Source organism: Pseudomonas sp. PDM15 (assembly GCF_014851565.1).
Lineage (GTDB): Bacteria > Pseudomonadota > Gammaproteobacteria > Pseudomonadales > Pseudomonadaceae > Aquipseudomonas.
Genome location: NZ_JACVAA010000002.1, coordinates 403,900 through 428,517 on the forward strand (window position 1 = coordinate 403,900; position 24,618 = coordinate 428,517).

The window sequence follows — 24,618 nt, forward strand, 5'->3', positions numbered from 1 at the left end:
TCAGCCGCGAACGGACGCGGCCAGAATCAGCTGCTTCATCTCGGCCACCGCACCCTTGAAGCCGACGAACAAGGCGTGAGCGACGATGGCGTGGCCGATATTCAACTCGTGCACGCCGGCAATCGCCGCCACCGGCTCGACGTTGTGATAGTGCAGGCCATGGCCGGCATTAACGATCAGTCCATGGGCCAGGCCGCAGGCCACGCCATCACGGATGCGCGCCAGCTCCCGAGCGGCCTCTTCCGGGGTATGGGCGTCCGAATAACGGCCAGTGTGCAGCTCGATGGCTGGTGCACCGATGCGGCGGGCCGCTTCGATCTGCCGCTCCTCGGCATCGATGAACAGCGACACCTCGCAGCCCAGCTTGGCCAGGCGCTGTACTGCGGCCTTGATTCGCTCTTCCTGACCGACGACATCCAGGCCCCCTTCGGTGGTCAGCTCCTGGCGGGTTTCCGGCACCAGGCAGACGTGCTCGGGACGAATGCTCTCGGCGAAGTCGAGCATGAGCTCGGTGACGCCCATCTCGAAGTTCATGCGTGTCTGTAGCACGTCCTTGAGCAGCCGCACATCGCGCTCCTGAATATGCCGACGATCCTCACGCAGATGCACAGTGATGCCGTCGGCGCCAGCCTCTTCGGCATCCAGCGCGGCCTTGACCGGGTCCGGGTAACGGGTGCCGCGAGCCTGGCGCAGGGTCGCGACATGGTCGATGTTGATGCCGAGGAGGATGCGATTGGCTTCAGTCACGAGCGGGTTCCTTGAGATTCATGAAGAGTTCGCGGCTGACCAGCGGTCGACCGCCCAGATGGGGAGCGAGGGCCTGGCGCATCAGGCGCTTGGCCGCCGCCAGGGCGCCAGGCGAAGACCAGTCGGCCTCGGCCATGGCCAACAGATCGGCGCCCTGAAACAGACCCGGCTGCAGTTGCGCCACCGCCTCCAGACCAGCGTCCGGGCGCAGACGGTAGAGGCCATCGACGGCTATCGGCTGGCCGGCAATATCGATATCCAGGGCGAAACCATAGCCCAGCTCGTCCAGCAGGCGCCATTCAAAGGCACGCAGCAGCGGCTCCAGCGGCGGGTTTGCAGCCAGGGCCTGGAGCGTCAGGGCGTAATGTTCGAACAGCGCGGGATGCGGGTCTTCGGCGGGCAGCAGGCGCAGGAGGAGCTCGTTGAGGTACATGCCGCTGTAGAGCGTTTGCCCTTGCAGCCAGTGCGCAATGCCACTGGCTTCGAGGCGGCCGACATTCTTCAGCTCACCCCGCCCGCGCAACTCCAGCTCCAGCGGCGCGAACGGTCGCGCCAGGCTGCCGGCCTTGCCACGGGCGCCACGCAGCACCGCGCGCAACCGACCTTCGGGAGTGAGGAAATCGACCAGTGCGCTGGTTTCCTTGTAGGGCCGACTGTGCAGGACGAAGGCCGGAAGCGCGCTGACGAGCATGTATCAGAAGTCGGTGTAGCCCAGGGAGCGCAGCGCACGCTCGTCATCGGACCAGCCACCCTTCACCTTGACCCAGAGATTGAGCATGACCTTGGAGTCGAACAGCACCTCCATGTCCTTGCGCGCATCTTGGCCGATGCGCTTGATGCGCTCGCCCTTGTCACCGATGATAATCTTCTTCTGGCCATCGCGCTCCACCAGGATCAGGCCGTGAATGTGCAGCACGCGCCCCTCCTGCTTGAACTCCTCGATCTCCACGGTGATCTGGTACGGCAGCTCGGCGCCGAGCTGACGCATGATCTTCTCGCGGATCAGTTCGGCGGCGAGGAAGCGACTGGAACGGTCGGTGATCTGGTCTTCCGGGAAGAAGTGCTCGGACTCCGGCAGGTTCTCCGCCACCAGGCGCTCCAGGGTGTCGAGATTCTGTCCATGCAGGGCGGAAATCGGCACCACCTCGGCCTGCGGCAGCTGGGTGGCGAGCCACTCCAGATGCGGCAGCAGCTCGCTCTTGTCGTCCAGCCGGTCGGCCTTGTTCACCGCCAGCAGGATCGGGCATTTCACGTACTGGACCTTCTCCAGCACCATCTGGTCTTCGTCTGTCCAGCGGGTACGATCGACCACGAACACCACCACATCGACGTCCTTGAGGGCCGTGGATGCACTGCGGTTCATGTAGCGGTTGAGCGCCTTGTCGTTGTGCTTGTGCAGGCCCGGTGTATCGACGTAAACGGCCTGCACATCACCCTCGGTCTTGATGCCGAGCATGTTGTGGCGGGTGGTCTGTGGCTTGCGCGAGGTGATCGCCAGCTTCTGCCCGAGGATATGGTTGAGCAGCGTCGACTTGCCCACATTGGGCCGGCCGACGATGGCCACATAGCCACAACGGGTCACGGGTGCATCAGTCATGGCTATTCTCCACGCCCAGCGCCACCAGCGCGGCGGCGGCGGCGACCTGCTCGGCAATGCGCCGACTGGCGCCATGCCCCTGGGTCTTGTCGGTCAGCAGCGCCACTTCGCACTGCACGAAAAAGGTACGGCAATGGGGCTCGCCCTGGATATCAACCACCTCGTAGCGCGGCAGCTCAGCGGCGCGCGACTGGAGGAACTCCTGCAGGCGAGTCTTGGGATCTTTGTTGGTATCCACCAGAGTCAGACTGTCCAGCTCGTTGGTCAGCCAGGCCAGCACTCGCTCACGAGCCACATCCATGCCGGCGTCCAGGTAGATGGCTCCGATCAGCGCCTCTAGGGCGTCGGCGAGAATCGACTCGCGGCGAAAACCGCCACTCTTCAGCTCACCGGAGCCCAAACGCAGATACTCACCCAGCTCGAAGCCACGGGCCAGTATGGCCAGGGTCTCACCTTTCACCAACCGCGCACGCAGACGCGACAGCTGGCCTTCGCGAGCCTGAGGAAAGCGCTCGAACAGTGCCTCTCCAGCGACGAAGTTGAGTATCGCATCGCCAAGAAACTCAAGACGTTCGTTATTGCGTCCGGCGAAGCTACGGTGAGTCAGCGCCAGGAGCATCAGCTCCTGGTTCTGGAAGGTATGGCCGAGCTGGCGCTCGAGGCGAGGAAGGGAATAGCTCACTGGGCGCGGATTCGGAATTCTTTGTCGAACTTGGCAACGAGGTCGAGATTCTCGATCAACGACTCGCGTTTCTCATACTTGAGATGAACAAAGAATTCATTATTCTCAAGTTTGATTTGTAGCGCCTCTTCTAAATCAAGATCGCGAATACCATTCACAGTCATTCCTTTCTCAACGTGTTCGTAGAAGTCGCGAACAGTAGAAACGCCAAGGCTTGGCTCAGTCTCCACCTTTGTAATCATGCCCTCGAGAGCCATGTAATCCATGTAGTGCGGAAACATCTTGAAGCCGGTGCTGGCAAAAAAAGCCACCAGAGCAAGAACCACCATCCACCCCAGCAGAGACATGCCCTTCTGCGAACGTGCAAACATCATGATCGACCCCAGTTGAGTGTTGTTGTAAGGCGATGACTATATATAAGCAGGCGATGCTCGATTGAACAGCGCCTCGCAATTTCGGCGTGTCAGTGGATCAGGCCGACCCGGGAGAAGTTCGGCAGGCTGCGCAGCTTGGGATCGGGCCAGCTAAGCCATACGGCGAAGGCCTTGCCCACGATATTGCGATCGGGAACCATGCCCCACAGCTCCTTGGGAATCGCACCATCATTCCAGTAGCGGCTGTCGTTGGAGTCATCGCGGTTGTCGCCCATCATGAAGTAATGCCCTTGCGGCACTACCCACTCGTCACCCGGGCGTACATTGCGATGCAGCTGCTTACGGATCAGATGCTCGGCCTCGCCCAACTTCTCGCGATAGACCAGTGTACGACCCAGGGAACGCGGTTCCTCACCCAGCAGCTCCTCGGCAACCGACAAGCCATTGACCAGCAGACGCTTGTCCTGGGTATAGGCGATGCGGTCCCCCGGCAGTCCTACTACGCGCTTGATGTAGTTGATACTAGGGTTGCTCGGATAGCGAAACACCATCACATCGCCACGCTGCGGATCACCCACCTCGACAACCTTGGTATCCACCACGGGCAAGCGAATGCCGTAGGCAAACTTGTTGACCAGGATGAAGTCACCCACTTCCAGGGTAGGCTTCATCGAGCCCGACGGAATCTGGAAGGGCTCCAGCAGGAAGGAGCGCAGAATCAAGACAATCGCCAGAACCGGGAAGAAGGACTTGCCGTACTCGACCAGCAGCGGCTCCTTGTTAAGGCGCTGCAGCACCAGTTCGTCCGGCTGACCGACCTGACCTTCGTAGGCCGCGATCGCCATCCGGCGCCGTGGCGCCAGCAGCAACAGGTCGAGCAATGCCAAGGCGCCGCAAACCGCAACGGCAATCACCAGAATCAGCGGGAAGTTGAACGACATAGGTCTTAGCTATCCACTTTGAGTACGGCGAGGAAGGCTTCCTGCGGGATTTCCACGCTGCCTACCTGTTTCATCCGCTTCTTACCGGCCTTCTGCTTCTCCAGCAGTTTCTTCTTACGGCTGACGTCGCCACCGTAGCACTTGGCCAATACGTTCTTGCGCAGCGCCTTGACCGTGGTCCGAGCGATGATCTGCCCGCCGATGGCTGCCTGAATCGCCACGTCGAACATCTGTCGCGGGATCAGTTCCTTCATCTTCTCGGTCAGCACCCGGCCCTTTTGGTGGGCACGGTCACGGTGCACGATGAGCGCCAGGGCGTCGACCTTCTCGCCGTTGATCATCACATCCAGGCGCACCAGGTTGGCCGACTGGAAGCGGTCGAAACTGTAATCCAGCGAGGCATAGCCACGGCTCACCGACTTCAGGCGGTCGAAAAAGTCGAGCACCACCTCGTTCATCGGCAGGTCATAGGAAACCTGTACCTGGCTGCTGAGGAACTGCAGGTCGCGCTGCACGCCGCGTTTCTCGATGCACAGGGTGATGACGTTACCCAGATGCTCCTGCGGCACCAGGATATTGGCCCGCACGATCGGCTCGCGCATATCGAGGATGCCGGCCGGATCGGGCAGCTTGGACGGGTTGTCGACGGACAGCGTCTCGCCGTTCTTCATCTCGACTTCGAAGATTACCGTCGGTGCGGTGGTGATCAGATCCAGGTCGTACTCGCGCTCCAGGCGCTCCTGGATGATCTCCATGTGCAGCATGCCGAGGAAGCCGATACGGAAGCCGAAGCCCAGGGCGTCGGAGCTCTCAGGCTCGTACTGCAGCGCAGCATCGTTCAGGGTCAGCTTCTGCAGGGCTTCGCGGAAGTCCTCGAAGTCGTCGGAGCTGACCGGGAACAGACCGGCGTAGACCTGCGGCTTGATGCGCTTGAAGCCCGGCAGTACATCCACGTCCGGGGTGTTGGACAGGGTCAGGGTGTCGCCCACCGGAGCACCGTGGATGTCCTTGATACCGGCGATCACGAAGCCCACTTCACCGGCCTTGAGGTCGGCGGTCTCGGTGTGCTTCGGAGTGAACACGCCGACGCTGTCGATCTGGTGCGTCTTGCCGGTGGACTTGACCAGGATCTTGTCGCCCTTCTTCATCCGGCCATGCTTGACGCGAACCAAGGAGACAATACCCAGGTAGTTGTCGAACCAGGAGTCGATGATCAGGGCCTGCAGCGGCGCCTCGATGTCGCCTTCCGGCGGCGGGATCACCTGGACCAGGCGTTCCAGCACATCGATCACGCCCATGCCGCTCTTGGCGCTGCACGGCACTGCGTCGGTGGCATCGATGCCGATGATATGTTCGATCTCGTCCTTGACCCGCTCCGGCTCGGCCTGAGGCAGGTCCATCTTGTTCAGCACCGGCATGACCTCGAGGCCCTGCTCGATGGCGGTGTAGCAGTTGGCCACGGACTGGGCTTCGACGCCCTGACCGGCATCGACCACCAGGATCGCGCCTTCGCAGGCAGCCAGGGACCGGCTGACCTCGTAGGTGAAATCGACATGACCGGGGGTATCGATGAAGTTCAGCTGGTAGGTCTTACCATCCTGCGCCGGATAGTGCAGGGTTACGCTGTGAGCCTTGATGGTGATGCCACGCTCACGCTCAAGATCCATGGAGTCGAGGACCTGGGCCTCCATCTCGCGATCGGACAAGCCGCCACATATCTGGATGAAGCGGTCGGCCAGGGTCGACTTGCCATGATCGATGTGGGCGATGATGGAGAAATTGCGGATATGACTCAGATCACTCACGGATCAACACTCGAATAAAGCCGCAGGCAGGCTGCCCGCCGAAAAATAGCCGGGGATTCTACCCGATCAGCGACCGACCCGTCACGCAAACCACAGGGCCGCCGGCCACAAAAAAGAGCGGCAGATGCCGCCCCTTTTCGCTTCCAACTACGCCTATTCGGCCAGTTTGAACGTAATGAAGCTGGCCCGCCCCTGGCGCAGCACGCGCATGGACACCGAGCGATTGACCGGCAACTCCTTGGCCACCTGTGCAAAAGTCTTGGCCGAATCGATAGCCTGGTTGTTCAAATGAGTGATGACATCGCCGGGACGCAGACCGATCAGCGCCGCCGGGCCGCTTTGCACTTCCTTGATGACCACTCCACCGCGCAGGTCGAAAGCCTTCTTCTGCTCGGCGCTCAACTCCGCCACCGATACCCCCAGGCGATTGCTGCTGCGTTCGACACCCGCCTCACCGGCCACCGGCATCTCCTCGCCCTCTTCCGGCAGGGCACCGATGCTCAGCGTAATACGCTTGCGCTCGCCCTCGCGTACCACCTCCAGATCCGCCTGGCTGCCCGGCTTAAGCGCCCCGACCAGATGCGGCAAATCGGCCGACATGATGATTGGCTGGCCATTTAGGCTGAGGATCACGTCTCCAACCTGGAGGCCGCCCTTGGCAGCCGGCCCCTCTTCCAGCACCTGAGCCACCAGCGCACCGGCCGGCTTGTCCAGACCAAAGGATTCCGCCAGGTCCTTGTTCACTTCCTGAATCACCACACCCAGCCAGCCGCGGCTGACCTTGCCCTCGGACTTCAGCTGGTTGGCGACATCCATGGCCACATCGATGGGAATGGCGAACGAGAGGCCCATGAAGCCACCGGAGCGGGTGAATATCTGCGAGTTGATACCAACTACTTCGCCGTCTAGGTTGAACAGCGGGCCGCCGGAGTTACCCGGATTGATCGCCACGTCGGTCTGAATGAACGGCACGTAGCTCTCGTTCGGCAGGCTGCGCCCCTTCGCAGAGACGATACCAGCGGTCACCGAATGATCGAAGCCGAAGGGCGAGCCGATGGCCAACACCCACTCGCCTACCTTCAGCGCCTGCGACTTGCCCAGCTTGACGGTCGGCAGGCCCTTACCCTCGACCTTGAGCAGAGCCACATCGGTGCGCGGATCGGCACCAATCAGCTTGGCCTCCAGCTCGCTGCGGTCGGACAGACGCACGATGATCTCGTCGGCATCCGCTATCACATGATTGTTAGTCAGTACGTAGCCGTCATCGGAAATGATGAAGCCTGAACCCAAGGACTGCGCCTCGCGCTGGCGACCGCCACCCGGGCCGCGCGGCATCTGCGGAATGTTGCGCTCGAAGAACTCGCGAAACATCGGCGGCAGGCCCTCGAGATCCGGTACCTGCCCTTGAGCAGCCACCTCGCGCTGCGGCAGGTTCTGCCGGGTGCTGATGTTCACCACGGCCGGCGAGGCCTCCTCCACCAATTCGGTGAATTCAGGCAACTCGGCACGCGCCAGAGACATCTGCCCCAGCAACAGCAGGGCACACAGACCGGACAGCGAGGATTTCAGGCTAAGCATCGACTTCAGCTCCATCCACTTAGAAGACAGGAATTTTCACGATCATTACAGCAGATGCAACGAGGCCGACTCGGAGCCAGAAAACACTCCGAATCGGCCCATGCCGCACAAGATCACTGGGCAGAGCTCTCGACAGCCGTCGCAGTCTGCATCGACAAGGCCACGCGCTCGGCGGTACCCAGAGGAATCTCCCCCACCACGGTGACCATCATGTCGCCATCGGTGGTACTCATGCGGCGTGACACAACCGCCGTCGGCCCCAACTGGCTACGGGCGTCCTCCGCTCCAGCCCCACGCAGGGGCTCGAGGAACACCGTGAAGCGCGCCAGACCATCGCCGTACAGCAGGCAGGCAACCGGCTCGGACGAGGCAGGACTGGTGCGCTGCAGCGCCTGATTCAACTCGAATCCCGGCGGCACCCAACCCGCCTTCCAGGACTGCGGCAACTCGGCCACCTTGCTCAGGCTGACCGGCTTGCACGACTCTCCAGGCTTGAGCGCGGCGTCATCGACATTCGCGGCCAGGTCCAGGTTGACGAACTGGAAGCGCTCCAGCAGCTGCCCCTTCTCGCTGATCAGCAGTGACTTCAAAGGCAGCGCGGTTTCGTCGTCGAGGTGCAATTCGAAGGCATAGCGATGCTGATCGCGGGGGATCAGCGCCAGCACGGTGGCGGAGCGCCCGGCCACCCGGGAACGCCCCAGCACGCGCATGTCGTAGCGCTGCTCCAATTGTTTCGCATCGAGTTCACGTGCCGGCCACTGTGCATCGACCACCTGCTCGGCCAACGCGCCACTCATGCACTGCGGCTTGCCATCGACCCGCAGCACTTCCTGTGCGGGCCCATCGAGCTGCAGCAAGCGCTCACTAACACCGGATTCGCTCCCCCTGTGCCAGATGCCGTGGGTGGAGAAGCTGCCATTGCGCTCGTAAATGAAAGTGCCTTGAAAGCTTTGCCGGTCGGACTGAGCCAACCGTTGCAACCAACTCTCGGCAGCCTGTGCGGGTAGAGCCAGACAGCTGCCGAGTAGAGCTATAAGGGGGATGACGCGCATGTACCCTCTCAGCGATTTTCCAGGCTGGCGGCTCGGGCGTAAGGCAGCGCGGCGTCAGCACCGGTGGCGGCAGCCTGTTGTGCATGCTGACGCAGGTAAGCAGGCAGACGCTGTTCGTGCCAACCCGAACTGGACTGTTCGGCATTCTGTTGCAACGGCGACGCCGCCTCAGTATAGCCAGCCAGCACAGCGGGGCCTTGCACCTGCGGCAGAGTCAGGCTGGGCTGCACGCCCTGCTGCGCCAATTGGGCACCGGCCAGCTCATCTTGATTGTAGAAGCGTACGCCGGCCAATACGGCCAAGGTCACCGAGGCAGCTACCGCTACTCGTCCAACCATGCGCCACGGACCACGAGCAGTCGCAGTCGGCATTGCCTCCTCGGCAAGCGCCGCGGAAACGGCGGCCGCGATATCGAGACGCGGCTCGAACAACTCTTTGTGCATGACTGCACGAGCAATCTGGTAACGCGACCAGGTGCCACGCAGCTCGGCATCGTCGCCGGCAGCCGCCAGCACTCGACGCAGTTCCAGTTCGTCCGCTTCGTTATCCATCACCGCGGACAGCGATTCCTGCAGGGCTTCACGACTCATGGTGTTTCCTCTCTTGGCTGTCGCCGCTGTCTCACATTCAGGCTTCCTGCAGCAAAGGCTGCAGGGCTTTGTCGATGGCCTCGCGAGCCCGGAAGATCCGCGAGCGCACGGTACCAACTGGACACTGCATGACGCTGGCAATGTCCTCGTAGCTCAATCCATCGAACTCGCGCAGGGTCAACGCCGTGCGCAGATCCTCCGGTAATTGCTGGATTGTCCGATGCACCGTGGCCTCGATCTCATCCCGCAACATGGCACGCTCGGGCGATTCTATGTCCTTGAGCGCGTGATCTCCGTCGTAGAACTCCGCATCCTCTGAGCTGACGTCACTGTCTGGCGGACGCCGCCCCCGCGAGACCAGATAATTCTTCGCCGTGTTGATGGCGATGCGGTACAGCCAGGTATAGAACGCGCTGTCACCGCGGAAATTACCAAGTGCCCGGTAGGCCTTGATGAAGGCCTCCTGGGCGACATCCTGGGCCTCATGACTGTCGTGGACGAAGCGCACCACCAGGCCGAGAATCTTGTGCTGGTACTTAAGTACCAGCAGATCGAAGGCCCGCTTGTCGCCGCGCTGCACCCGCTCGACCAGCTGCTGATCGTCTTCCTGGGCTAGCATGAATACTCCTCGTGCGTTCCGGAGGAGATCCGCGCCGGCCAGCCTTTCCGTCTGCCAAGATAGACTCGGGCGTTGCGCAAAAGTTCTCCCCTCCGAAGAAGCTTTGCTCGGCTCTCGATGGCCTTGCAAAGCGTTACAGCATCGTCGATTCGACTACTGCATGAATAACCTGGCCAATCAGGCCGCCGCTCCAATACGACAGGCACATTTGGCAACTGTCGTTGGAACTTGAACGACTAAGAAAGTTCCAGAGTGTTCTTCTACGTCATAAGCCCAGCTATTGTGCCGGCCACCCCGTCTATATACTAGGCGGCGCCATTTCGATCCCTGCGGAATCAGCAGTAAATGAGCCAACATCATCAGCACGACGTTCTGGTCATCGGCAGCGGCGCTGCCGGCCTGACCCTCGCCTTGACCCTGCCCGAGCACCTGCGCATCGCCGTGTTGAGCAAGGGTGACCTGGCCAACGGCTCCACCTACTGGGCCCAGGGCGGTGTTGCCGCGGTGCTGGACGACGCCGACACCGTGGAGTCCCACGTCAGCGACACCCTCAACGCGGGCGGCGGCCTGTGCCGCGAGGACGCCGTGCGCTTTACCGTAGAGCACAGCCGCGAAGCCATCCAGTGGCTGATCGAACAGGGCGTGCCCTTTACCCGCGACGAAGAACAGGATCGCGAGGACGGCGGTTTCGAATTCCACCTCACCCGCGAGGGCGGCCACAGCCATCGGCGCATCATCCATGCCGCTGATGCCACCGGCGCGGCCATCTTCAACACTCTGCTGCAACAGACCCGCCAGCGTGCAAACATCGAACTGCAGGAGCAGCGGGTGGCGGTGGACCTGATCACCGAGCGCAAGCTCGGCCTACCCGGCCAGCGCTGCGTCGGTGCCTATGTGCTCAACCGCACAAGCGGCGAGGTCGACACCTACCACGCGCGCTTCGTGATCCTCGCCACCGGCGGCGCAGCCAAGGTCTACCTCTATACCAGCAACCCGGACGGGGCCAGCGGCGACGGCATCGCCATGGCCTGGCGCGCCGGCTGCCGGGTCGGCAACCTTGAATTCAACCAGTTCCATCCGACCTGCCTGTACCACCCGCAGGCCAAGAGCTTCCTGGTCACCGAGGCCCTGCGCGGCGAAGGGGCCCATCTAAAGCTGCCCAACGGCGAGCGTTTCATGGCGCGCTTCGATGCGCGCGAAGAACTGGCCCCGCGCGACATAGTCGCCCGCGCCATCGACCACGAGATGAAGCGCCTGGGTATCGACTGCGTGTACCTGGATATCAGCCACAAGCCAGCCGAATTTGTGAAGGCGCACTTCCCCACCGTGTATGAACGCTGCCTGGCGTTCGGCATCGACATCACCCGTCAGCCCATCCCGGTGGTGCCAGCGGCGCACTACACCTGTGGCGGCGTACTGGTCGACCAACATGGTCATACCGACGTGCCCGGCCTGTACGCCATCGGCGAGACCAGCTTCACCGGTCTGCATGGCGCCAACCGCATGGCCAGCAACTCGCTGCTGGAATGCTTCGTCTATGCCCGCTCGGCAGTCGAGGACATCGTCGCGCAGCTCGACCAGGTGCCGATGCCCCAGGCACTACCAGCCTGGGACGCCAGCCAGGTGACCGACTCGGACGAGGATGTGATCATCGCGCACAACTGGGACGAGCTGCGGCGGTTCATGTGGGACTACGTCGGTATCGTGCGCACCAACAAGCGCCTGCAGCGCGCCCAGCACCGGGTGCGCCTGCTGCTCGACGAGATCGACGAGTTCTATAGCAACTACAAGGTCAGCCGCGACTTGATCGAGCTGCGCAATCTGGCCCAGGTCGCCGAGCTGATGATCGAATCCGCCATGCTGCGCCGCGAGAGCCGCGGCCTGCACTACACCCTGGACTATCCGGACATGCTGCCGGAGGCCCGCGACACTATCCTGGCGCCGCCCACCTACGCCGGCTGAACTTCAGGCGCACGCGCAGGCGCCGGTGCGCCTCGCGCGGCAACGCATCACACGGGATGCACAGGCCACGTACCCACCGCTCACCGGCCAGACGATAACGCAACACCACGACCAACGGCAGCGCCAGGCTGTCCGGACGCAACTGCACCGGCTGCCAGCCATCGCGCGTATTGAACAATTGCCAGCCCTCCTCGTCGCGACGCAATCCGGTAAAGGCCGCCGGATAACGCAGCAGGATCTGCCGCGGCAACACCCAGGCGGCGCGCAGCAGGCAAGCACAGGCACCGAGCAGGGATGCCCAGAGCGGCAATTCGACGACGAACAGGGTAATCAGCGCCAGGGCCAGCGCCGACAGATAGGCTGCCAGCAGCAGGCGCGAGGCCTGCCAATGGCATTCGAAGACGTCACTTCGGCTGGACACGATCCAGGATCATGCGAACCATGCGACGCAGATCGGGGTCTTCCGGCTCGCCGCGCTGCATGAACCAGCCGAACATGTCCTGATCCTCGCACTCCAGCAGCTTGCGGTAGCGCGCCTGATCCTCGGCATCCAGGCTGGCGTAGACCTCCTTGACGAAGGGCACCAGCAGCACGTCCAGTTCCAGCATGCCGCGGCGGCTGTGCCAGAAGAGTCGATTGAGTTCGGTAGCGTCGGCCATGCAGCGGCTCCTGTGCAAAGGAGCGGCAGTATACCGGCGCCGCACGCACTCGGCACGCTGACAAGGCTCCGGGGGGCCTCTATGATGACGCCCTTGTCTTTTGCAACCAGCGATCGCCCATGGCCGACTCCGCCTTCTTCACCCTGCTGAACCACGAAGCCCTGCTCGCCGTGCGCGGCCCCGACGCCGCCAAGTTCCTCCAGGGCCAGCTCACCTGCAACCTGAATTATCTCGACGAACGCACCTCCAGCCTGGGCGCGCGCTGCACGCCCAAGGGCCGCATGACCTCCAGCTTCCGCATCCTGCAGGATGGCGACGGCTACCTGCTGGCCATGGCCGGCGAACTGCTGGAGGCGCAGTTGGCGGACCTGAAGAAGTACGCGGTGTTCTCCAAGTCGAGCCTGGCCGATGAATCCGCCGCCTGGGTACGCTTCGGCCTGGACGGAGGCGACAGCGCACTGCTCGCCCTCGGTCTGGACCTGCCGCAACAGGCTGACGCCGTAGCACGCGCCAACGGCCTGACCGCCATTCGCCTGCCCGGCGGCCGCGCCGAGCTGTGGGCGCCGGCGGACCAAGTTGAGAGCCTGCGCAGCCGCCTGGCCGCGCAACTGCGCGAGGCGCCGCTCAACGACTGGTTGCTCGGCCAGGTGCGCGCCGGCGTCGGCCAGGTGTTCGGTGCCACCCGCGAGCTGTTCATCCCGCAGATGATCAATCTGCAGGCGGTCGGCGGCGTCAGCTTCAAGAAAGGCTGCTATACCGGCCAGGAAATCGTCGCGCGCATGCAGTACCTCGGCAAGCTCAAGCGGCGTCTACAACGTCTGAGCCTGGCCCAGGGCGAACTGCCGGTCGTAGGCAGCGAGCTGTTCTCGCCAGTCCACGGTTCCAGCGTCGGCGAAGTGGTACTGGCCGCCACCACCGAAGGCGGCGCCGAGCTGCTGGCGGTGCTACAGGAAGATGCGGTCGCCGATGGTCGAATCCACCTCGGCAGCGCCGACGGCCCTGGCCTGAAGCTGCTGGAACTGCCGTACCAACTGGACGCGGATCGCGAAATCCAGCGCTAGGTAAAAAAGCTGATGCATGACCCCGGGCAAACGCGGTACAAACCCCGACATCCCTGAACGAAGTCCGCTTCAATGCCTAAACTGAAGCGGTCGAGTGCCCCGAGAATCGAGATGAGCAAGCTTGCCGAGAAAGTCCAGGAAGAACTGATCCAGGCCATTGAAAACGATGAGCTGGTGCTGCCGACCCTGCCCGAAGTGGCATTGAAGGTGCGCGAGGCGGCGGAAGACCCGAACATCAGTATCCCCGCCCTGAGCAAGGTGATCGGCAACGACGCGGCGCTGACCGCGCGCATCATCAAGGTGGTGAACAGCCCGCTGCTGCGCACCAGCAAGGAAATCACCGACCTGCAGATGGCCGTTGGCCGCCTCGGCATCAACTACACCTGCAACCTCGCCACCGGCCTGGCCATGGAGCAGATGTTCCAGGCCACCAGCGACGTGGTCGACCGCAAGATGCGCGAAGTGTGGAACAAGAGCACCGAGATCGCCGGCATCTGCCACGTCCTGTGCCGCCACTACACCCGCCTGATGCCCGACCAGGCCACCCTGGCCGGCCTGGTACACCAGATCGGCGTGCTGCCGATCCTCACCTACGCGGAAGAGAACAACGCTCTGCTGGCCGACTCGATCAGCCTCAACCACGTGATCGAGAAGATCCACCCGATCATCGGCGACAAGATCCTGCGCGCCTGGGAGTTCCCCGAGCCGATCGCCATCGTGCCCAGCCAGCACTTGGACTTCAGCCGCAACTCGGCGAAGGCCGATTACGTCGACATCGTTCAGGTAGCCACCCTGCAGAGCTACCTGGGCAGTGAGCATCCCTACACCCAGCTGGACTGGAGCCAGATCCCGGCCTTCGCCAAGCTCGGTCTCGACCCGAACGTCGACATGCAGGCCGACGAAGACCTCTCCGCGGCCATGGAAGCCGCCGCCAGCATGCTGCAGTAAGCCGAGCGGGCGACGCTTGGTCGCCCGTCTCCGCAGGCCACGCATATCCTGACTAGACTGCAAGCAAGCCCGGCTCATCCCGGGCGGCGATAAAGCCGTACGCCACGGAAGCGAAGGACTCGCTTCCGTCCCGCTCAGCTCAGGTAAGGAAACGTGCCATGCGCCTGCTGTCGTTGCTGTTCGCCCTGCTCCTCCCGCTGGCCGCCTCGGCCGACGACGTACGCCTGACCAACGGCGAATGGAGTCCCTATCTCGGCCAGAACCTGCCCCACCACGGCGTCGCCTCACGCATCGTCGAGGAAGCCTTCGCCCTGGAAGGAATACAGGTGAAATGGGAGTTCTATCCCTGGGCCCGCGCCCTGCGCAGCGCCGAGCGTGGCAACAGCGACGGCAGCGCCGTATGGCTGCGCAGCCCCGAGCGCGAACAAGCCTTCTTCATCAGCGAACCGGTGGTGGACAGCGGTTACTACCTGTTCCACCGCAAGGACCACCCGATCGAGTGGAAGGAGGTCGCCGACCTCAAGCCGCTGCGCGTCGGCGGCGCCATCGACTATGACTACGGCCAGGCGTTCCAGCAGGCCGAGCGCGACGGCACGCTCAAGGTCAAGCGTCTGAGCAACGAGGAACAGGGCCTGCGCATGCTGCTGGCCGGGCGCCTGGACGTGTTCCCGATGGACAAGGTGGTGGCCTTCGACCTGCTGCACAGCCGGTTCAGCCGCGCGGCGCGCGGCCAGCTGAGCTTCCACCCGCAACCGCTGCGCAGCGACAGCCTGCACCTGCTGCTATCGAAGAAAGTGCCCGGCAACGAACAGCGCATGGCGCAGTTCAACCGCGGCCTGAAATCCCTGCAGGGCAGCGGCAAGGTGTCCCAGTACCTGCTGGAAATCCAGCAGCCTCTGAGCCTCGCTTACTGAGCCGGCGGAAAGCTCACCCGCACCAGCAAGCCACCCAGCTCGCCCTGCGCCAGTTCGATCTCGGCGCGGTGGGCGCGGCAGATCTCGCCGACTATCGCCAGCCCCAACCCAGCACCGCTGCCCTGCGGATTGCGCCGGTAGAAGCGCTCGAACACCCGCTCGCGTTCCTCGGCGGGAATGCCCGGGCCGTCATCCTCCACCTCCAGCACGGCGGGGCTCAGCACCCGCAGCACCACATTGCCGCCAACCGGCGTGTGGGCCAGGGCGTTGTCGACCAGGTTGTAGATCAGCTCGTGCAGCAGCATCGGCTCGCCACGCAGCGGCACTTCCGCCTCGGCCTCCAGGGCCAGGGCAATACCTCGCTGGTGCGCCAGCGGCGCCAGGGCCAGGCCCAGCTCGCGGGCCAGCTGGGCCAGCTCCACCCGTTCCGCGCCGCCCTCCTCGATGGCGCGGGCGGCCCGCTCAATGCGTGCGAGGGACAGCAGCTGGTTGGCCAGATGGGTGAGGCGATCGGTGCTCTGCGCCGCCTTCTCCAGGGTGCTGTGCCACAGCGCAGGCTCGCGCTCGCGCAGGCCCAGTTCGATACGCGCCTTGAGCGCGGCCAGGGGTGTGCGCAGCTCGTGGGAGGCATCGGTGATGAACTGGGCCTGGCGCTCGAACTGCTGGCGCAGGCGTTCGGTGAAGTGGTTGAGGGAAGCCACCAGCGGGCGCAACTCGTCCTGCGCCTCGACCAGCGGTAGTGGGCGCAGATCATCCGGCTGACGCTCTTCCACCGCCGCGCGCAGGCGCTCCAGCGGCCGCAGCGCGGCGCTCACCGCCAGCCACACCAGGGCCAGGCTGATCAGCGCCAGCAGGCCCATGCGCCACAGGGTGTCGAGCAGCAGGCCGCGGGCCATGCGCACGCGGGCCACGTCGGTCTCGGCCACACGGATCTCCGCCATGCCGTTCATCCCCGGTTCGCTGACCGGCTGAAGCAGGCTGACCACACGCACGCCAGCGCCATCGAATTCGCCGTCGTAGAAGCGCGCCAGCGCCGGGTAATCATCGGTACGTGGCGTGGCCGGCGGCGGCGCTGGCAGCCCGTCGTAGCCGGACACCAGTTTCCCCTGCAGGTCGCTGACCTGATAGAAGATGCGCCCCTCCAGGTCGTAGGCGAAGGGGTCCAGCGCCACGTAGGGCACATCGGCGCGCAGCAAGCCATCCTCGGTGTACAGGCCGTCGGCAATCGCCCGCGCCGAGGCCAGCAGGGTGCGGTCGTAGGCGGCGTCGGCGGCCTCGCGACCGTTCCAGTAGGCGCTCAGGCTGCCGATCAGCAGCGGGATGGCCAGCAGCGCCGCCAGGCGCCGTAGCAACCGGCCACGCAGGCTGCCGGCGCTGGCCTCACTCACCCGTGGACTCCAACAGGTAGCCGAGGCCGCGGAAGGTGACGATGCGCACCGCGTTGCCCTCCAGCTTCTTGCGCAGGCGGTGGATATAGATCTCGATGGCGTCCGGGCTGGCGTCCTCGTCCAGGCCGAACACCTGGTCGGCCAGCTGCTCCTTGCTCATCACCCTTCCCGGCCGGGCGATCAGCGCCTCCAGCACCGCCTGCTCGCGGGACGTCAGGTTGAGCAGCTGCTCGCCCAGGGTGAATCGCCGCGTGCCCAGGTCATAGACCAGCGCGCCGCAGCGCTGCTGCTGCTCGCCACCGAGCACGCTACGGCGCAGCAGCGCTTTGACCCGCGCCTCCAGCTCGGTCAGCTCGAAGGGCTTGGCCAGATAATCGTCGGCGCCCAGGTTGAGGCCGTGGACGCGATCCTTGACCTCGCCGCGGGCAGTCAGCATCAGCACCGGCAGGGTCTTGCCGCGCCCGCGCACACGGGCCAGCACCTCGAAACCGTCGAGGCGCGGCAGGCCCACATCGAGCACCGCCAGGGCGTAGTCCTCGCTGGCCAGGGCATGTTCGGCGGCCACCCCGTCGTGCAGCACATCGACGGTCAGGCCCGCTCCACGCAGGGCCTGGGCCACGCTTTCGGCCAGGGGCAGATGGTCCTCGACCAGCAGGATTCGCACGTCGGCACACTCCAAAAATCTTGTCGTTATGCGCCGAGTGTAACCAGCGCCGGCGGCCTGTGAAGGCCGCCGCAGCTTTCTTTCACCCTGAAAGCCTGGCGAAAGTTTCGCCCCCTAGGATCGCGAACAGGGTGGCGAGAACCACCCATAAAACGCCGGGTGCGTGGTTGCTCCGGTGTGACAAGAACAACAATCGGAGACCACATGATGCGATCTGCCCATCGGCAGGCCTCGGCGCCTGTCCGTCGCTTCAGCCTCAGCCTGCTCGCCTGCGCCCTGGCGCCTGCCGCCGCGCACGCCGCCTTCGTCGAAGACAGCAGCGCCACCCTCATCACCACCAACATTTACCTCAACCGCGACTTCCGCGAAGGCGATGGCCAGAACAAGCGCGAGGAATGGGGCCTGGGCTTCCTGCTCGATATCCAGTCCGGCTACACCGAAGGCTCCGTCGGCTTCGGCCTCGACGCCCTCGGCATGCTAGGCGTCAAGCTCGACTCCGGCGGCGGCCGCACCGGCACCGACCTGCTGCCCGTGCAGGACGATGGCGGCACCCCGGACGAATTCGGCCGCCTGGGCCTGACCGGCAAGGTCAAGCTCTCCAAGACCGAGCTCCGCTACGGCTCGCATATCCCCGAGCTGCCGGTGGTCAAGGCCAGCGACAGCCGCCTGTTGCCACAGGTGTTCGAGGGCGGTCTGCTGAGCTCCAGCGAGTTCGACAACCTGAGCCTGCTCGGCGGGCGCTTCGACAAGGTCATCGACCGCGCCTCGACCAACTCCGAGGACATCATCCTCAACAGCAAAAATGGGCGCTTTGCCAGTGGCGTGACCGCCGAGCACATGGACCTGGCCGGCCTCGACTGGACCTTCGCCAAGGGCCTGACCGCGCGCTACTACTACGCCGACGTCGAAGACATCTACCGCCAGCACTTCCTCGGCCTGCTGGCCAGCCAGCCGCTGGGCGGCGGCAGCCTGAGCGCCGACCTGCGCGTGTCGATCAGCGACGACAGCGGCTCGGCCAAGGCCGGCAAGGTCGACAACAACGCCTGGAACGGTCTGGTCTCCTACGCCCACAGCGGGCACAAGGTCGGCCTCGGCTACCAGCACCTGACGGGCGACACCGGCTTCGCCTACATCGATGGCAGCGACCCGTTCCTGGTCAACTTCGTGCAGATCAACGACTTCGCCAACGCCGAGGAGCGCTCCTGGCAGGCGCGCTACGACTTCGACTTCGCCACCCTCGGCGTACCCGGCCTGAGCTTCATGACCCGCTACATCAAGGGCGACAACGCCCAGGTCGCCGGCAGCACCGAAGAAGGCCGCGAGTGGGAGCGCAACACCGAGGTCAAGTACGTGGTGCAGAGCGGCCCGCTCAAGGATCTCTACGTGCGCCTGCGTAACGCCAGCTTCCGTTCCAGCTTCGCCCGCGACGCGGACGAGAACCGTGTGATCGTCGGCTACTCGCTGCCGATCTGGTAAGCCACAATAAAACTCCACAGGAGAAGATGATGAACACTGCCCTGTCCCGTATCGCCCTGGCCTTCGGTGTCCTGGCCCTGTCCAGCCAGCTGCTGGCCGAACCCAAGCGCCCCGAATGCATCGCCCCGGCCAAGCCCGGCGGCGGTTTCGACCTGACCTGCAAGCTGGCCCAGAGCGGCCTGAAGGACAACGGCCTGCTCAAGGCCCCGATGCGCGTCACCTACATGCCCGGAGGCGTCGGCGCCGTGGCCTACAACGCGGTGGTCGCCCAACGACCGAAGGACGCCGGCACCATCACCGCGTTCTCCTCCGGTTCGCTGCTCAACCTGGCCCAGGGCAAGTTCGGTCGCTACGACGAGAACGCCGTGCGCTGGCTGGCCGGCATCGGCACCGACTACGGCGCCATCAGCGTACGCGCCGACTCGCCCTACAAGACCCTCGACGACCTGGTCCAGGCCCTGAAAAAGGACCCGGGCAGCATCGTCTTCGGCGCCGGCGCCACCATCGGCGGCCAGGACTGGATGCAGACCGCACTGATCGCCCGCGCCGCCGGCATCGACCCGAAGGCGCTGCGCTACGTTGCCTTCGAGGGCGGCGGCGAGACCCTCACCGCCATGCTCGGCGGCCATGTGCAGGTCACCTCCAGCGGCCTCGGTGAAGTTACCCCGCAACTGGCGGCGAACAAGATCCGCGTCATCGCCGTGCTCTCCGACCAGCGCTTGCCGGGCAAGCTGGCCAACCTGCCGACCGCCAAGGAGCAGGGCTACGACATCACCTGGCCGGTGATCCGTGGCTTCTACATGGGCCCGGAGGTGAGCGATGCGGACTACGCCTGGTGGAAGGGCCAGTTCGACACCCTGCTGGCCAGCCCCGAGTTCGCCAAGCTGCGCGAGCAGCGCGACCTGTTCCCCCTGAGCATGACCGGCGACGAGCTGAAGGCCTACGTGTTCAAGCAGGTGCAGGACTACAAGGCCCTGGCCGGCGAATTCGGCCTGGTTCAGTAGGGAAGCTGCTGCGCCAGGAAAGGCTGTGTTGGAAGGCGGCTCGGTCATTGGGTTAACCCAACTCCCTCGCCTCGCCGCGTTCCACCTTGCCTTTCCGTCGCTCCCGACGCTTCCCCCCTACCCCCTATCCTGAGGGACTCCTCATGTACGTCCGCCTGTTTGCCGCGGTGTGGCTGCTCGTCTGCGCCTTTCTCGCCGTGGTCGCCTGGGGCTTCCAGGCACCCTTCTCGTATGACCCGGTCGGCCCCCGTGCCTACCCGCTGCTGCTGCTGACCCTGATGGCCGCCTCGGCCCTGTGGCTGCTGTGCAAACCCAGCGGCGAGCCGACCCTGCCGATTTCCTGGGCCCTGGCGCGCAAGGTGGCGCTGTGCATCGGCGCCCTGCTCGCCTACGCCCTGCTGTTCGAGCCCTTGGGCTTCATCCTCAGTACCGCTCTGGCGGGCTTCTCCCTCGGCCTGCTGTTCGGCGGCCGCCCGCTGCTCAGCGCCATCAGCGGCGCCCTAATGGGCGTGCTGCTGTACCTGCTGTTCGACTATCTGCTGGACGTGCCGCTACCACTGGGCCTGTTCGCCGCTTTCCTGGAGAGCTGAGATGGAAACGCTGAATTTCTTGATGCAGGGCTTTGATGTCGCCACCCGCCCGGTCAACCTGCTGGTGGCGCTGTTCGGCGCCTTCGTCGGCACTGTGGTCGGCCTGCTGCCGGGCCTTGGCCCGATCAACGGCGTGGCCATCCTGCTGCCGCTGGCCTTCGCCCTCGGCCTGCCGCCGGAGACCGCGCTGATCCTGCTGGCCGCCGTGTACCTGGGCTGCGAGTACGGCGGGCGCATCTCCGCCATCCTGCTCAACGTGCCGGGCGACGCCGCGGCGATCATGACCACCCTCGACGGCTACCCGCTGGCGCGCCAGGGCAAGGGCGGCATCGCCCTGTCGCTGTCGGCCATGAGCTCGTTCATCGGCAGCACCATCGCCACCATCGGCGTGGTGCTGTTCGCGCCGATCCTGGCCAACTGGGCGGTGGCCTTCGGCCCGGCCGAGTACTTCGTGCTGATGGTGTTCGCCATCGCCTGCCTGGGTGGCATGGTCGGTGACAAACCGGTCAAAACCCTGCTCGCCGCGCTGATCGGCCTGGGCCTGGCCACGGTCGGGGTCGACGCCACCACTGGCGTGTACCGCTTCACCTTCGACAGCGTCGGCCTGTCCGACGGCATCCAGTTCGTCATCGTGGTGATCGGCCTGTTCAGCGTCAGCGAGGTGCTGCTGATGCTCGAACACACCGCCACCGGCCAGCAGGCGGCCAAGGCCAGCGGGCGCATGCTGTTCAACGCCAAGGAATTCGCCTTCACCTGGTGGAGCAGCGTGCGCAGCTCGCTTGCCGGCTTCGTCATCGGCGTGCTGCCGGGTGCCGGGGCGACCATCGCCAGCGCCATCACCTACATGAGCGAGAAGCGTCTGGCCGGTGCCAGCAGCCGCTTTGGCGAAGGCGACCTGCGTGGCGTGGCGGCGCCGGAGGCGGCCAACAACGCCTCGGCCTGCGGCTCGCTGATCCCCATGCTGACCCTCGGCGTACCGGGCTCGGGCACCACGGCGGTAATGATCGGCGCCCTGACCCTGTACAACATCACCCCCGGCCCGCTGCTGTTCGAGCAGCAGCCGGACGTGGTCTGGGGGCTTATCGCCTCGCTGTTCATCGGCAACGTCATCCTGCTGGTGATGAACATCCCGCTGGTCGGCCTGTTCGCCCGCATGCTCAGTGTGCCGACCTGGATCCTGGTGCCGGCCATCACCATCATCTCGGTGGTGGGCGTGTACGCCGTGCACAGCACCACCTTCGATCTGGTGCTGATGGCCGCGCTTGGCCTGTTCGGCTACCTGCTGCGCAAGATGGATTTTCCGCTGTCGTCGCTGATCCTCGGCTTCGTCCTCGGCGAGATGATGGAATCCAACCTGCGCCGCGCCCTGTCGATCAGCAACGGCGACCTGGCGATCCTCTGGTCCAGCCCGATCACCGTCGCGCTCTGGGGTCTGGCCATCCTGATGCTGGCCCTGCCCGGCATCCGCTGGTGGCGCAACCGGCGCAAGCTGCAGGCAGCGCATGCCTAACTGGCTGCTCACCCCTGTCGCCGGCGCCGCCGGCGGCTACCTGGCCAGCCTGGTGGGCTGGCCTTTGCCGTGGATGGTCGGCTCCCTGCTGGCGGTCATGCTGCTGCGCTGTCTCGGCGGCCTGGAACTGGGCGAGGTGCCTGGTGCACGCAAGCTGGGCCAGTGGCTGGTCGGCACCGGCATCGGCTTGCACTTCAGCCCGGCGGTGCTCGAGCAGGTACTCGCTCACGGCGGCGTACTGCTGGCCGGCGCGCTCGCCACCAGCCTGACCTGCCTGATCGGCATCGCCCTGCTGCGCCGCTCCGGCGTCGACCGCGCCACGGCGTTCTTCGCCAGCATGCCCGGCGGCGCCAGCGAGATGGTCAACCTCGGCCAGCGCAATGGCGCGCAGACCGGTGAAGTGGCGGCCGGGCAAAGCGTGCGCCTGCTGCTGGTGGTGCTCTGCGTGCCGGCGCTGTTCCAGTGGTGGCTGGGCGCCGCTCCCGCACTGGCGCATGCCGGCGGCGCCAGCGACCTGCCGACCCTGAGCGCGCTGCTGGCCGGCGGCGCCCTGTTCGCCCTGCTCTGGCAACGCCTGCGCCAACCCAACCCCTGGCTGCTCGGGCCAATCCTGTTCTCCGCCGTCGGCGCGGTATGGCTGGATCGCCCGCTGAGCCTGCCCGGCGGCACCAGCGAAGTCGGCCAGTGGCTGATCGGCAGCGCCCTGGGCTGCCATTTCAACCGCGAATTCTTCCGTCGCGCGCCGCGCTTTATCGGCCTGGTGCTGGTGGCTACCGGGCTGGCCATGCTCGCCGCCGCGCTGGTAGCCGAGGCGCTGAGCTGGCTGGGCGCGCTGGATCACCGTTCGCTGATGCTCGGCATGATGCCCGGCGGCATCGCCGAGCTAAGCCTGACCGCCGAGGCGCTGGCCCTGTCGGTACCGCTGATCACCGGCCTGCAGGTGCTGCGCCTGATGTGCGTGCTGTTCTTCGCCGAGCCAGCCTTCCGCCTGTGGCAACGACGAGGCTAGACCCACGTTTAGGCCCGCCGCGTGCGGGCCTCTTTTTTAACAGGCAAAAAAATGGGCGACCGAAGTCGCCCTAAATGCCTTGCGTGCACTGGTTCGGAAGGATCACTCGGCCTTGGCGATTGCCTTGGCTTTCTTGTGCGAATCCTTCCAGATGAAGAGACCGACGCCGCCGAAGAAGGCGACCATCAGGGCGACTGTGCCGATGCCGGCGAGAACTACGGTATCGAGGAACATGGCTGCCTCCTGAGCTGTGCCGTGTCGTGATGGGCTCAGATTAGAGGAGGCGTGGCGGCGGGAATTGATCCGGATCAATGTCCGGTGAGGTGGGCGCCGCGACAGGGCGCCGCAGGCGGGTGGCTACTGGCGTGTGCGGACGCTCAGCGCTTCTTCTTCGGCTTGGATTTACCCTTGCCCTTAAGCGGCATGGCCTGCTCGAAGGCCTGGCGCATATCGTCCAGCTTCTTGTCATGCAGGTCGTGGATGCGCTTGCCGCGCTCGGCGGTGAAGTCGATCAGCTTGTCGTCGCTCATGGTCGGGACCGGATCAGGCGGAAAGTAAGGTTGATGCGTGGCGCCACCGGCTTGCGGGTTTTCGCCACCTGATGCTGCCAATGATGCTGCGTTGCGCCGGCCATGACCAGCAGCGAACCGCTATCGAGTTGCAGAGAATGCTCGATGCGCCCGCTGCCCTTGCGCCGCAGGTCGAAACGGCGTGGCCCACCAAGGTTGAGCGAGGCGACCAGCGGATTGCGCCCGAGCTCGGGTTCGTCGTCGCTGTGCCAGCCCATGGAGTCGTTGCCGTCGCGGTAGTAGTTGAGCAGCACGCCGTTGAGCGGCTGGCCAGCCACCTCTTCCACCCGTGCGCGGATGTCGGCCAGCAGCGGCGTCCAAGGCAGTGGCTGGTGGATCAGGCCGGAATAGCGGTAGCTGGCCTCGGGGTCGCCATACCAGGCCAGCAAGCGCGGCACGGGGAAATGCTGACCGTGGATCAGCAGCTGTGGCTGCTCCCAGGGCGTCTCGGCGGCCAGCTGCTGCAGCCATTGTTCGGCGACAGTCGCATCCAGCCAGTGCGGGCGGAAATCCAGCTCGGCGTCTGGCAGTTCCAGTACTGGGGAATCGAACAGATCCACGCGGGTCAGACTTCCACGTCCACCCACAGGCCCTGGCGCGGCAGCTCCTCCAGCAGCTTTTCCTCCTCGGGGTTGTGGGCCTCCAGCTCGGCCAGCTCCTCCGGGGTGTAGCCACGGCGCTGGCGCCGGCGCTGCTCCTCGCGCAGCAGCTCCTCGGCTTCCTGCGGGTGCCGTTTGTCCAGTTCCACCGCGCTCTCGTTGGAGCTCTCGTTGGTCGGCGTCACCGGCGGAATGTCCGGGCGCGGCTTGATCACGTCCTGTTGGGCGGTGACCGGGACCAGGCTATGGGGAATGGGCGGCAGCATCGGTGCTCTCCGTG

General features: G+C 64.8%; 28 protein-coding genes. 9 read left to right on the forward strand and 19 right to left on the reverse strand.

The window, feature by feature from the left end; all coding sequences use genetic code 11:
• The 11 genes from pdxJ to rpoE all read right to left on the reverse strand — a co-directional run bounded on the left by pdxJ (position 1) and on the right by rpoE (position 9,985).
• Positions 1–747 carry a pyridoxine 5'-phosphate synthase gene (gene pdxJ, locus IB232_RS05875; RefSeq protein WP_192397603.1) on the reverse strand — a complete coding sequence of 249 codons (747 nt, stop codon included), beginning with the start codon at positions 745–747 and terminating at the stop codon, positions 1–3.
• Positions 740–1,438 (reverse strand): DNA repair protein RecO, encoded by a 699-nt coding sequence (recO, locus tag IB232_RS05880; protein WP_192397604.1) that lies wholly within the window; start codon positions 1,436–1,438, stop codon positions 740–742. The genes pdxJ and recO overlap by 8 nt, the downstream gene beginning before the upstream one ends.
• 3 nt (positions 1,439–1,441) lie before the next feature.
• A complete protein-coding gene (gene era / locus IB232_RS05885; protein ID WP_137971499.1) occupies positions 1,442–2,344 on the reverse strand; it encodes a GTPase Era in 903 nt (300 codons plus the stop codon).
• Complete coding sequence (gene rnc, locus IB232_RS05890) at positions 2,337–3,026, reverse strand: ribonuclease III (RefSeq protein ID WP_137971498.1); 690 nt, start codon at positions 3,024–3,026, stop codon at positions 2,337–2,339. The genes era and rnc overlap by 8 nt, the downstream gene beginning before the upstream one ends.
• A complete protein-coding gene (locus IB232_RS05895; RefSeq protein WP_192397605.1) occupies positions 3,023–3,400 on the reverse strand; it encodes a DUF4845 domain-containing protein in 378 nt (125 codons plus the stop codon). Before IB232_RS05895 ends, rnc begins: the two co-directional genes overlap by 4 nt.
• Before the next feature lie 89 nt (positions 3,401–3,489).
• On the reverse strand, positions 3,490–4,341 hold the full coding sequence (gene lepB / locus IB232_RS05900; protein ID WP_192397606.1) for a signal peptidase I: 852 nt from the start codon (positions 4,339–4,341) through the stop codon (positions 3,490–3,492).
• A gap of 5 nt (positions 4,342–4,346) precedes the next feature.
• Positions 4,347–6,146, reverse strand: a complete 1,800-nt coding sequence (lepA, locus tag IB232_RS05905; protein WP_137971495.1) for a translation elongation factor 4 — start codon at positions 6,144–6,146, stop codon at positions 4,347–4,349.
• A gap of 153 nt (positions 6,147–6,299) precedes the next feature.
• Entirely contained in the window at positions 6,300–7,724 is a 1,425-nt protein-coding gene (locus tag IB232_RS05910; RefSeq protein ID WP_192397607.1) for a DegQ family serine endoprotease, read from the reverse strand.
• Positions 7,725–7,837: 113 nt separating this feature from the next.
• Positions 7,838–8,776 (reverse strand): MucB/RseB C-terminal domain-containing protein, encoded by a 939-nt coding sequence (locus tag IB232_RS05915; protein ID WP_192397608.1) that lies wholly within the window; start codon positions 8,774–8,776, stop codon positions 7,838–7,840.
• An 8-nt stretch (positions 8,777–8,784) separates the two neighbouring features.
• A complete protein-coding gene (locus tag IB232_RS05920; protein ID WP_192397609.1) occupies positions 8,785–9,366 on the reverse strand; it encodes a sigma-E factor negative regulatory protein in 582 nt (193 codons plus the stop codon).
• A 37-nt stretch (positions 9,367–9,403) separates the two neighbouring features.
• A complete protein-coding gene (rpoE, locus tag IB232_RS05925; RefSeq protein WP_137971491.1) occupies positions 9,404–9,985 on the reverse strand; it encodes an RNA polymerase sigma factor RpoE in 582 nt (193 codons plus the stop codon).
• Positions 9,986–10,330: 345 nt separating this feature from the next.
• Between rpoE and nadB the strand changes: the two genes are divergently transcribed.
• Entirely contained in the window at positions 10,331–11,947 is a 1,617-nt protein-coding gene (gene nadB / locus IB232_RS05930; RefSeq protein WP_192397610.1) for an L-aspartate oxidase, read from the forward strand.
• On the opposite strand, the gene IB232_RS05935 is transcribed toward nadB, so the two are convergent.
• Positions 11,916–12,368 (reverse strand): protein YgfX, encoded by a 453-nt coding sequence (locus IB232_RS05935; RefSeq protein ID WP_192397611.1) that lies wholly within the window; start codon positions 12,366–12,368, stop codon positions 11,916–11,918. The genes nadB and IB232_RS05935 overlap by 32 nt on opposite strands.
• The gene (locus IB232_RS05940) at positions 12,352–12,606 is read right to left on the reverse strand and encodes a succinate dehydrogenase assembly factor 2 (RefSeq protein WP_192397612.1); all 255 of its coding nucleotides are present in this window, start codon (positions 12,604–12,606) and stop codon (positions 12,352–12,354) included. The genes IB232_RS05935 and IB232_RS05940 overlap by 17 nt, the downstream gene beginning before the upstream one ends.
• Before the next feature lie 119 nt (positions 12,607–12,725).
• Here IB232_RS05940 and IB232_RS05945 point away from each other — a divergent pair, with 119 nt between their 5' ends.
• The 3 genes from IB232_RS05945 to IB232_RS05955 all read left to right on the forward strand — a co-directional run bounded on the left by IB232_RS05945 (position 12,726) and on the right by IB232_RS05955 (position 15,529).
• A complete protein-coding gene (locus IB232_RS05945; RefSeq protein WP_192397613.1) occupies positions 12,726–13,667 on the forward strand; it encodes a YgfZ/GcvT domain-containing protein in 942 nt (313 codons plus the stop codon).
• A gap of 111 nt (positions 13,668–13,778) precedes the next feature.
• Positions 13,779–14,615, forward strand: coding sequence for an HDOD domain-containing protein (locus IB232_RS05950; RefSeq protein WP_192397614.1), 837 nt, complete (start codon positions 13,779–13,781; stop codon positions 14,613–14,615).
• A gap of 158 nt (positions 14,616–14,773) precedes the next feature.
• Complete coding sequence (locus IB232_RS05955) at positions 14,774–15,529, forward strand: substrate-binding periplasmic protein (protein ID WP_192397615.1); 756 nt, start codon at positions 14,774–14,776, stop codon at positions 15,527–15,529.
• Here the strand turns inward: IB232_RS05955 and IB232_RS05960 are convergent.
• Both IB232_RS05960 and IB232_RS05965 read right to left on the reverse strand, forming a co-directional pair.
• Positions 15,523–16,917, reverse strand: coding sequence for a sensor histidine kinase (locus IB232_RS05960; protein ID WP_192397616.1), 1,395 nt, complete (start codon positions 16,915–16,917; stop codon positions 15,523–15,525). The genes IB232_RS05955 and IB232_RS05960 overlap by 7 nt on opposite strands.
• A complete protein-coding gene (locus tag IB232_RS05965; RefSeq protein ID WP_192397617.1) occupies positions 16,910–17,581 on the reverse strand; it encodes a response regulator in 672 nt (223 codons plus the stop codon). The genes IB232_RS05960 and IB232_RS05965 overlap by 8 nt, the downstream gene beginning before the upstream one ends.
• 207 nt (positions 17,582–17,788) lie before the next feature.
• Here IB232_RS05965 and IB232_RS05970 point away from each other — a divergent pair, with 207 nt between their 5' ends.
• The 5 genes from IB232_RS05970 to IB232_RS05990 all read left to right on the forward strand — a co-directional run bounded on the left by IB232_RS05970 (position 17,789) and on the right by IB232_RS05990 (position 23,170).
• Positions 17,789–19,057, forward strand: coding sequence for an OprD family porin (locus IB232_RS05970; RefSeq protein WP_192397979.1), 1,269 nt, complete (start codon positions 17,789–17,791; stop codon positions 19,055–19,057).
• Between the two features lie 29 nt (positions 19,058–19,086).
• The gene (locus tag IB232_RS05975) at positions 19,087–20,061 is read left to right on the forward strand and encodes a Bug family tripartite tricarboxylate transporter substrate binding protein (protein WP_192397618.1); all 975 of its coding nucleotides are present in this window, start codon (positions 19,087–19,089) and stop codon (positions 20,059–20,061) included.
• A gap of 143 nt (positions 20,062–20,204) precedes the next feature.
• Entirely contained in the window at positions 20,205–20,651 is a 447-nt protein-coding gene (locus IB232_RS05980; protein ID WP_192397619.1) for a tripartite tricarboxylate transporter TctB family protein, read from the forward strand.
• Between the two features lies 1 nt (position 20,652).
• Positions 20,653–22,161, forward strand: a complete 1,509-nt coding sequence (locus IB232_RS05985) for a tripartite tricarboxylate transporter permease (RefSeq protein WP_192397620.1) — start codon at positions 20,653–20,655, stop codon at positions 22,159–22,161.
• Positions 22,154–23,170 carry an AbrB family transcriptional regulator gene (locus IB232_RS05990; RefSeq protein ID WP_192397621.1) on the forward strand — a complete coding sequence of 339 codons (1,017 nt, stop codon included), beginning with the start codon at positions 22,154–22,156 and terminating at the stop codon, positions 23,168–23,170. The genes IB232_RS05985 and IB232_RS05990 overlap by 8 nt, the downstream gene beginning before the upstream one ends.
• Before the next feature lie 102 nt (positions 23,171–23,272).
• Here the strand turns inward: IB232_RS05990 and ccoM are convergent, their stop codons facing one another.
• From ccoM to IB232_RS06005, 4 genes are all read right to left on the reverse strand, one after another.
• On the reverse strand, positions 23,273–23,404 hold the full coding sequence (gene ccoM, locus IB232_RS23670) for a cytochrome c oxidase subunit CcoM (protein WP_256662106.1): 132 nt from the start codon (positions 23,402–23,404) through the stop codon (positions 23,273–23,275).
• Positions 23,405–23,547: 143 nt separating this feature from the next.
• A complete protein-coding gene (locus IB232_RS05995; RefSeq protein WP_192397622.1) occupies positions 23,548–23,700 on the reverse strand; it encodes a hypothetical protein in 153 nt (50 codons plus the stop codon).
• Positions 23,697–24,299, reverse strand: a complete 603-nt coding sequence (locus IB232_RS06000) for an alpha-ketoglutarate-dependent dioxygenase AlkB family protein (protein WP_192397623.1) — start codon at positions 24,297–24,299, stop codon at positions 23,697–23,699. Before IB232_RS06000 ends, IB232_RS05995 begins: the two co-directional genes overlap by 4 nt.
• A 5-nt stretch (positions 24,300–24,304) precedes the next feature.
• Complete coding sequence (locus IB232_RS06005) at positions 24,305–24,604, reverse strand: aspartate-semialdehyde dehydrogenase (protein ID WP_192397624.1); 300 nt, start codon at positions 24,602–24,604, stop codon at positions 24,305–24,307.
• Positions 24,605–24,618 lie beyond the last annotated feature (14 nt).

Excerpts from the sequence above, each read along its gene's own strand:
- IB232_RS05955 (WP_192397615.1), top strand. The coding sequence starts at position 14,774 with ATGCGCCTGCTGTCGTTGCTGTTCGCCCTGCTCCTCCCGCTGGCCGCC.
- IB232_RS05970 (WP_192397979.1), top strand. The coding sequence starts at position 17,789 with ATGCGATCTGCCCATCGGCAGGCCTCGGCGCCTGTCCGTCGCTTCAGC.
- IB232_RS05995 (WP_192397622.1), bottom strand. The coding sequence starts at position 23,700 with ATGAGCGACGACAAGCTGATCGACTTCACCGCCGAGCGCGGCAAGCGC.
- IB232_RS05910 (WP_192397607.1), bottom strand. The coding sequence starts at position 7,724 with ATGCTTAGCCTGAAATCCTCGCTGTCCGGTCTGTGTGCCCTGCTGTTG.
- IB232_RS05990 (WP_192397621.1), top strand. The coding sequence starts at position 22,154 with ATGCCTAACTGGCTGCTCACCCCTGTCGCCGGCGCCGCCGGCGGCTAC.
- ccoM (WP_256662106.1), bottom strand. The coding sequence starts at position 23,404 with ATGTTCCTCGATACCGTAGTTCTCGCCGGCATCGGCACAGTCGCCCTG.
- IB232_RS05920 (WP_192397609.1), bottom strand. The coding sequence starts at position 9,366 with ATGAGTCGTGAAGCCCTGCAGGAATCGCTGTCCGCGGTGATGGATAAC.
- IB232_RS06005 (WP_192397624.1), bottom strand. The coding sequence starts at position 24,604 with ATGCTGCCGCCCATTCCCCATAGCCTGGTCCCGGTCACCGCCCAACAG.
- IB232_RS05945 (WP_192397613.1), top strand. The coding sequence starts at position 12,726 with ATGGCCGACTCCGCCTTCTTCACCCTGCTGAACCACGAAGCCCTGCTC.
- IB232_RS05940 (WP_192397612.1), bottom strand. The coding sequence starts at position 12,606 with ATGGCCGACGCTACCGAACTCAATCGACTCTTCTGGCACAGCCGCCGC.
- IB232_RS05915 (WP_192397608.1), bottom strand. The coding sequence starts at position 8,776 with ATGCGCGTCATCCCCCTTATAGCTCTACTCGGCAGCTGTCTGGCTCTA.
- IB232_RS05985 (WP_192397620.1), top strand. The coding sequence starts at position 20,653 with ATGGAAACGCTGAATTTCTTGATGCAGGGCTTTGATGTCGCCACCCGC.
- era (WP_137971499.1), bottom strand. The coding sequence starts at position 2,344 with ATGACTGATGCACCCGTGACCCGTTGTGGCTATGTGGCCATCGTCGGC.
- IB232_RS05975 (WP_192397618.1), top strand. The coding sequence starts at position 19,087 with ATGAACACTGCCCTGTCCCGTATCGCCCTGGCCTTCGGTGTCCTGGCC.
- IB232_RS05980 (WP_192397619.1), top strand. The coding sequence starts at position 20,205 with ATGTACGTCCGCCTGTTTGCCGCGGTGTGGCTGCTCGTCTGCGCCTTT.
- IB232_RS05950 (WP_192397614.1), top strand. The coding sequence starts at position 13,779 with ATGAGCAAGCTTGCCGAGAAAGTCCAGGAAGAACTGATCCAGGCCATT.
- rpoE (WP_137971491.1), bottom strand. The coding sequence starts at position 9,985 with ATGCTAGCCCAGGAAGACGATCAGCAGCTGGTCGAGCGGGTGCAGCGC.
- nadB (WP_192397610.1), top strand. The coding sequence starts at position 10,331 with ATGAGCCAACATCATCAGCACGACGTTCTGGTCATCGGCAGCGGCGCT.
- IB232_RS05895 (WP_192397605.1), bottom strand. The coding sequence starts at position 3,400 with ATGATGTTTGCACGTTCGCAGAAGGGCATGTCTCTGCTGGGGTGGATG.
- lepB (WP_192397606.1), bottom strand. The coding sequence starts at position 4,341 with ATGTCGTTCAACTTCCCGCTGATTCTGGTGATTGCCGTTGCGGTTTGC.
- recO (WP_192397604.1), bottom strand. The coding sequence starts at position 1,438 with ATGCTCGTCAGCGCGCTTCCGGCCTTCGTCCTGCACAGTCGGCCCTAC.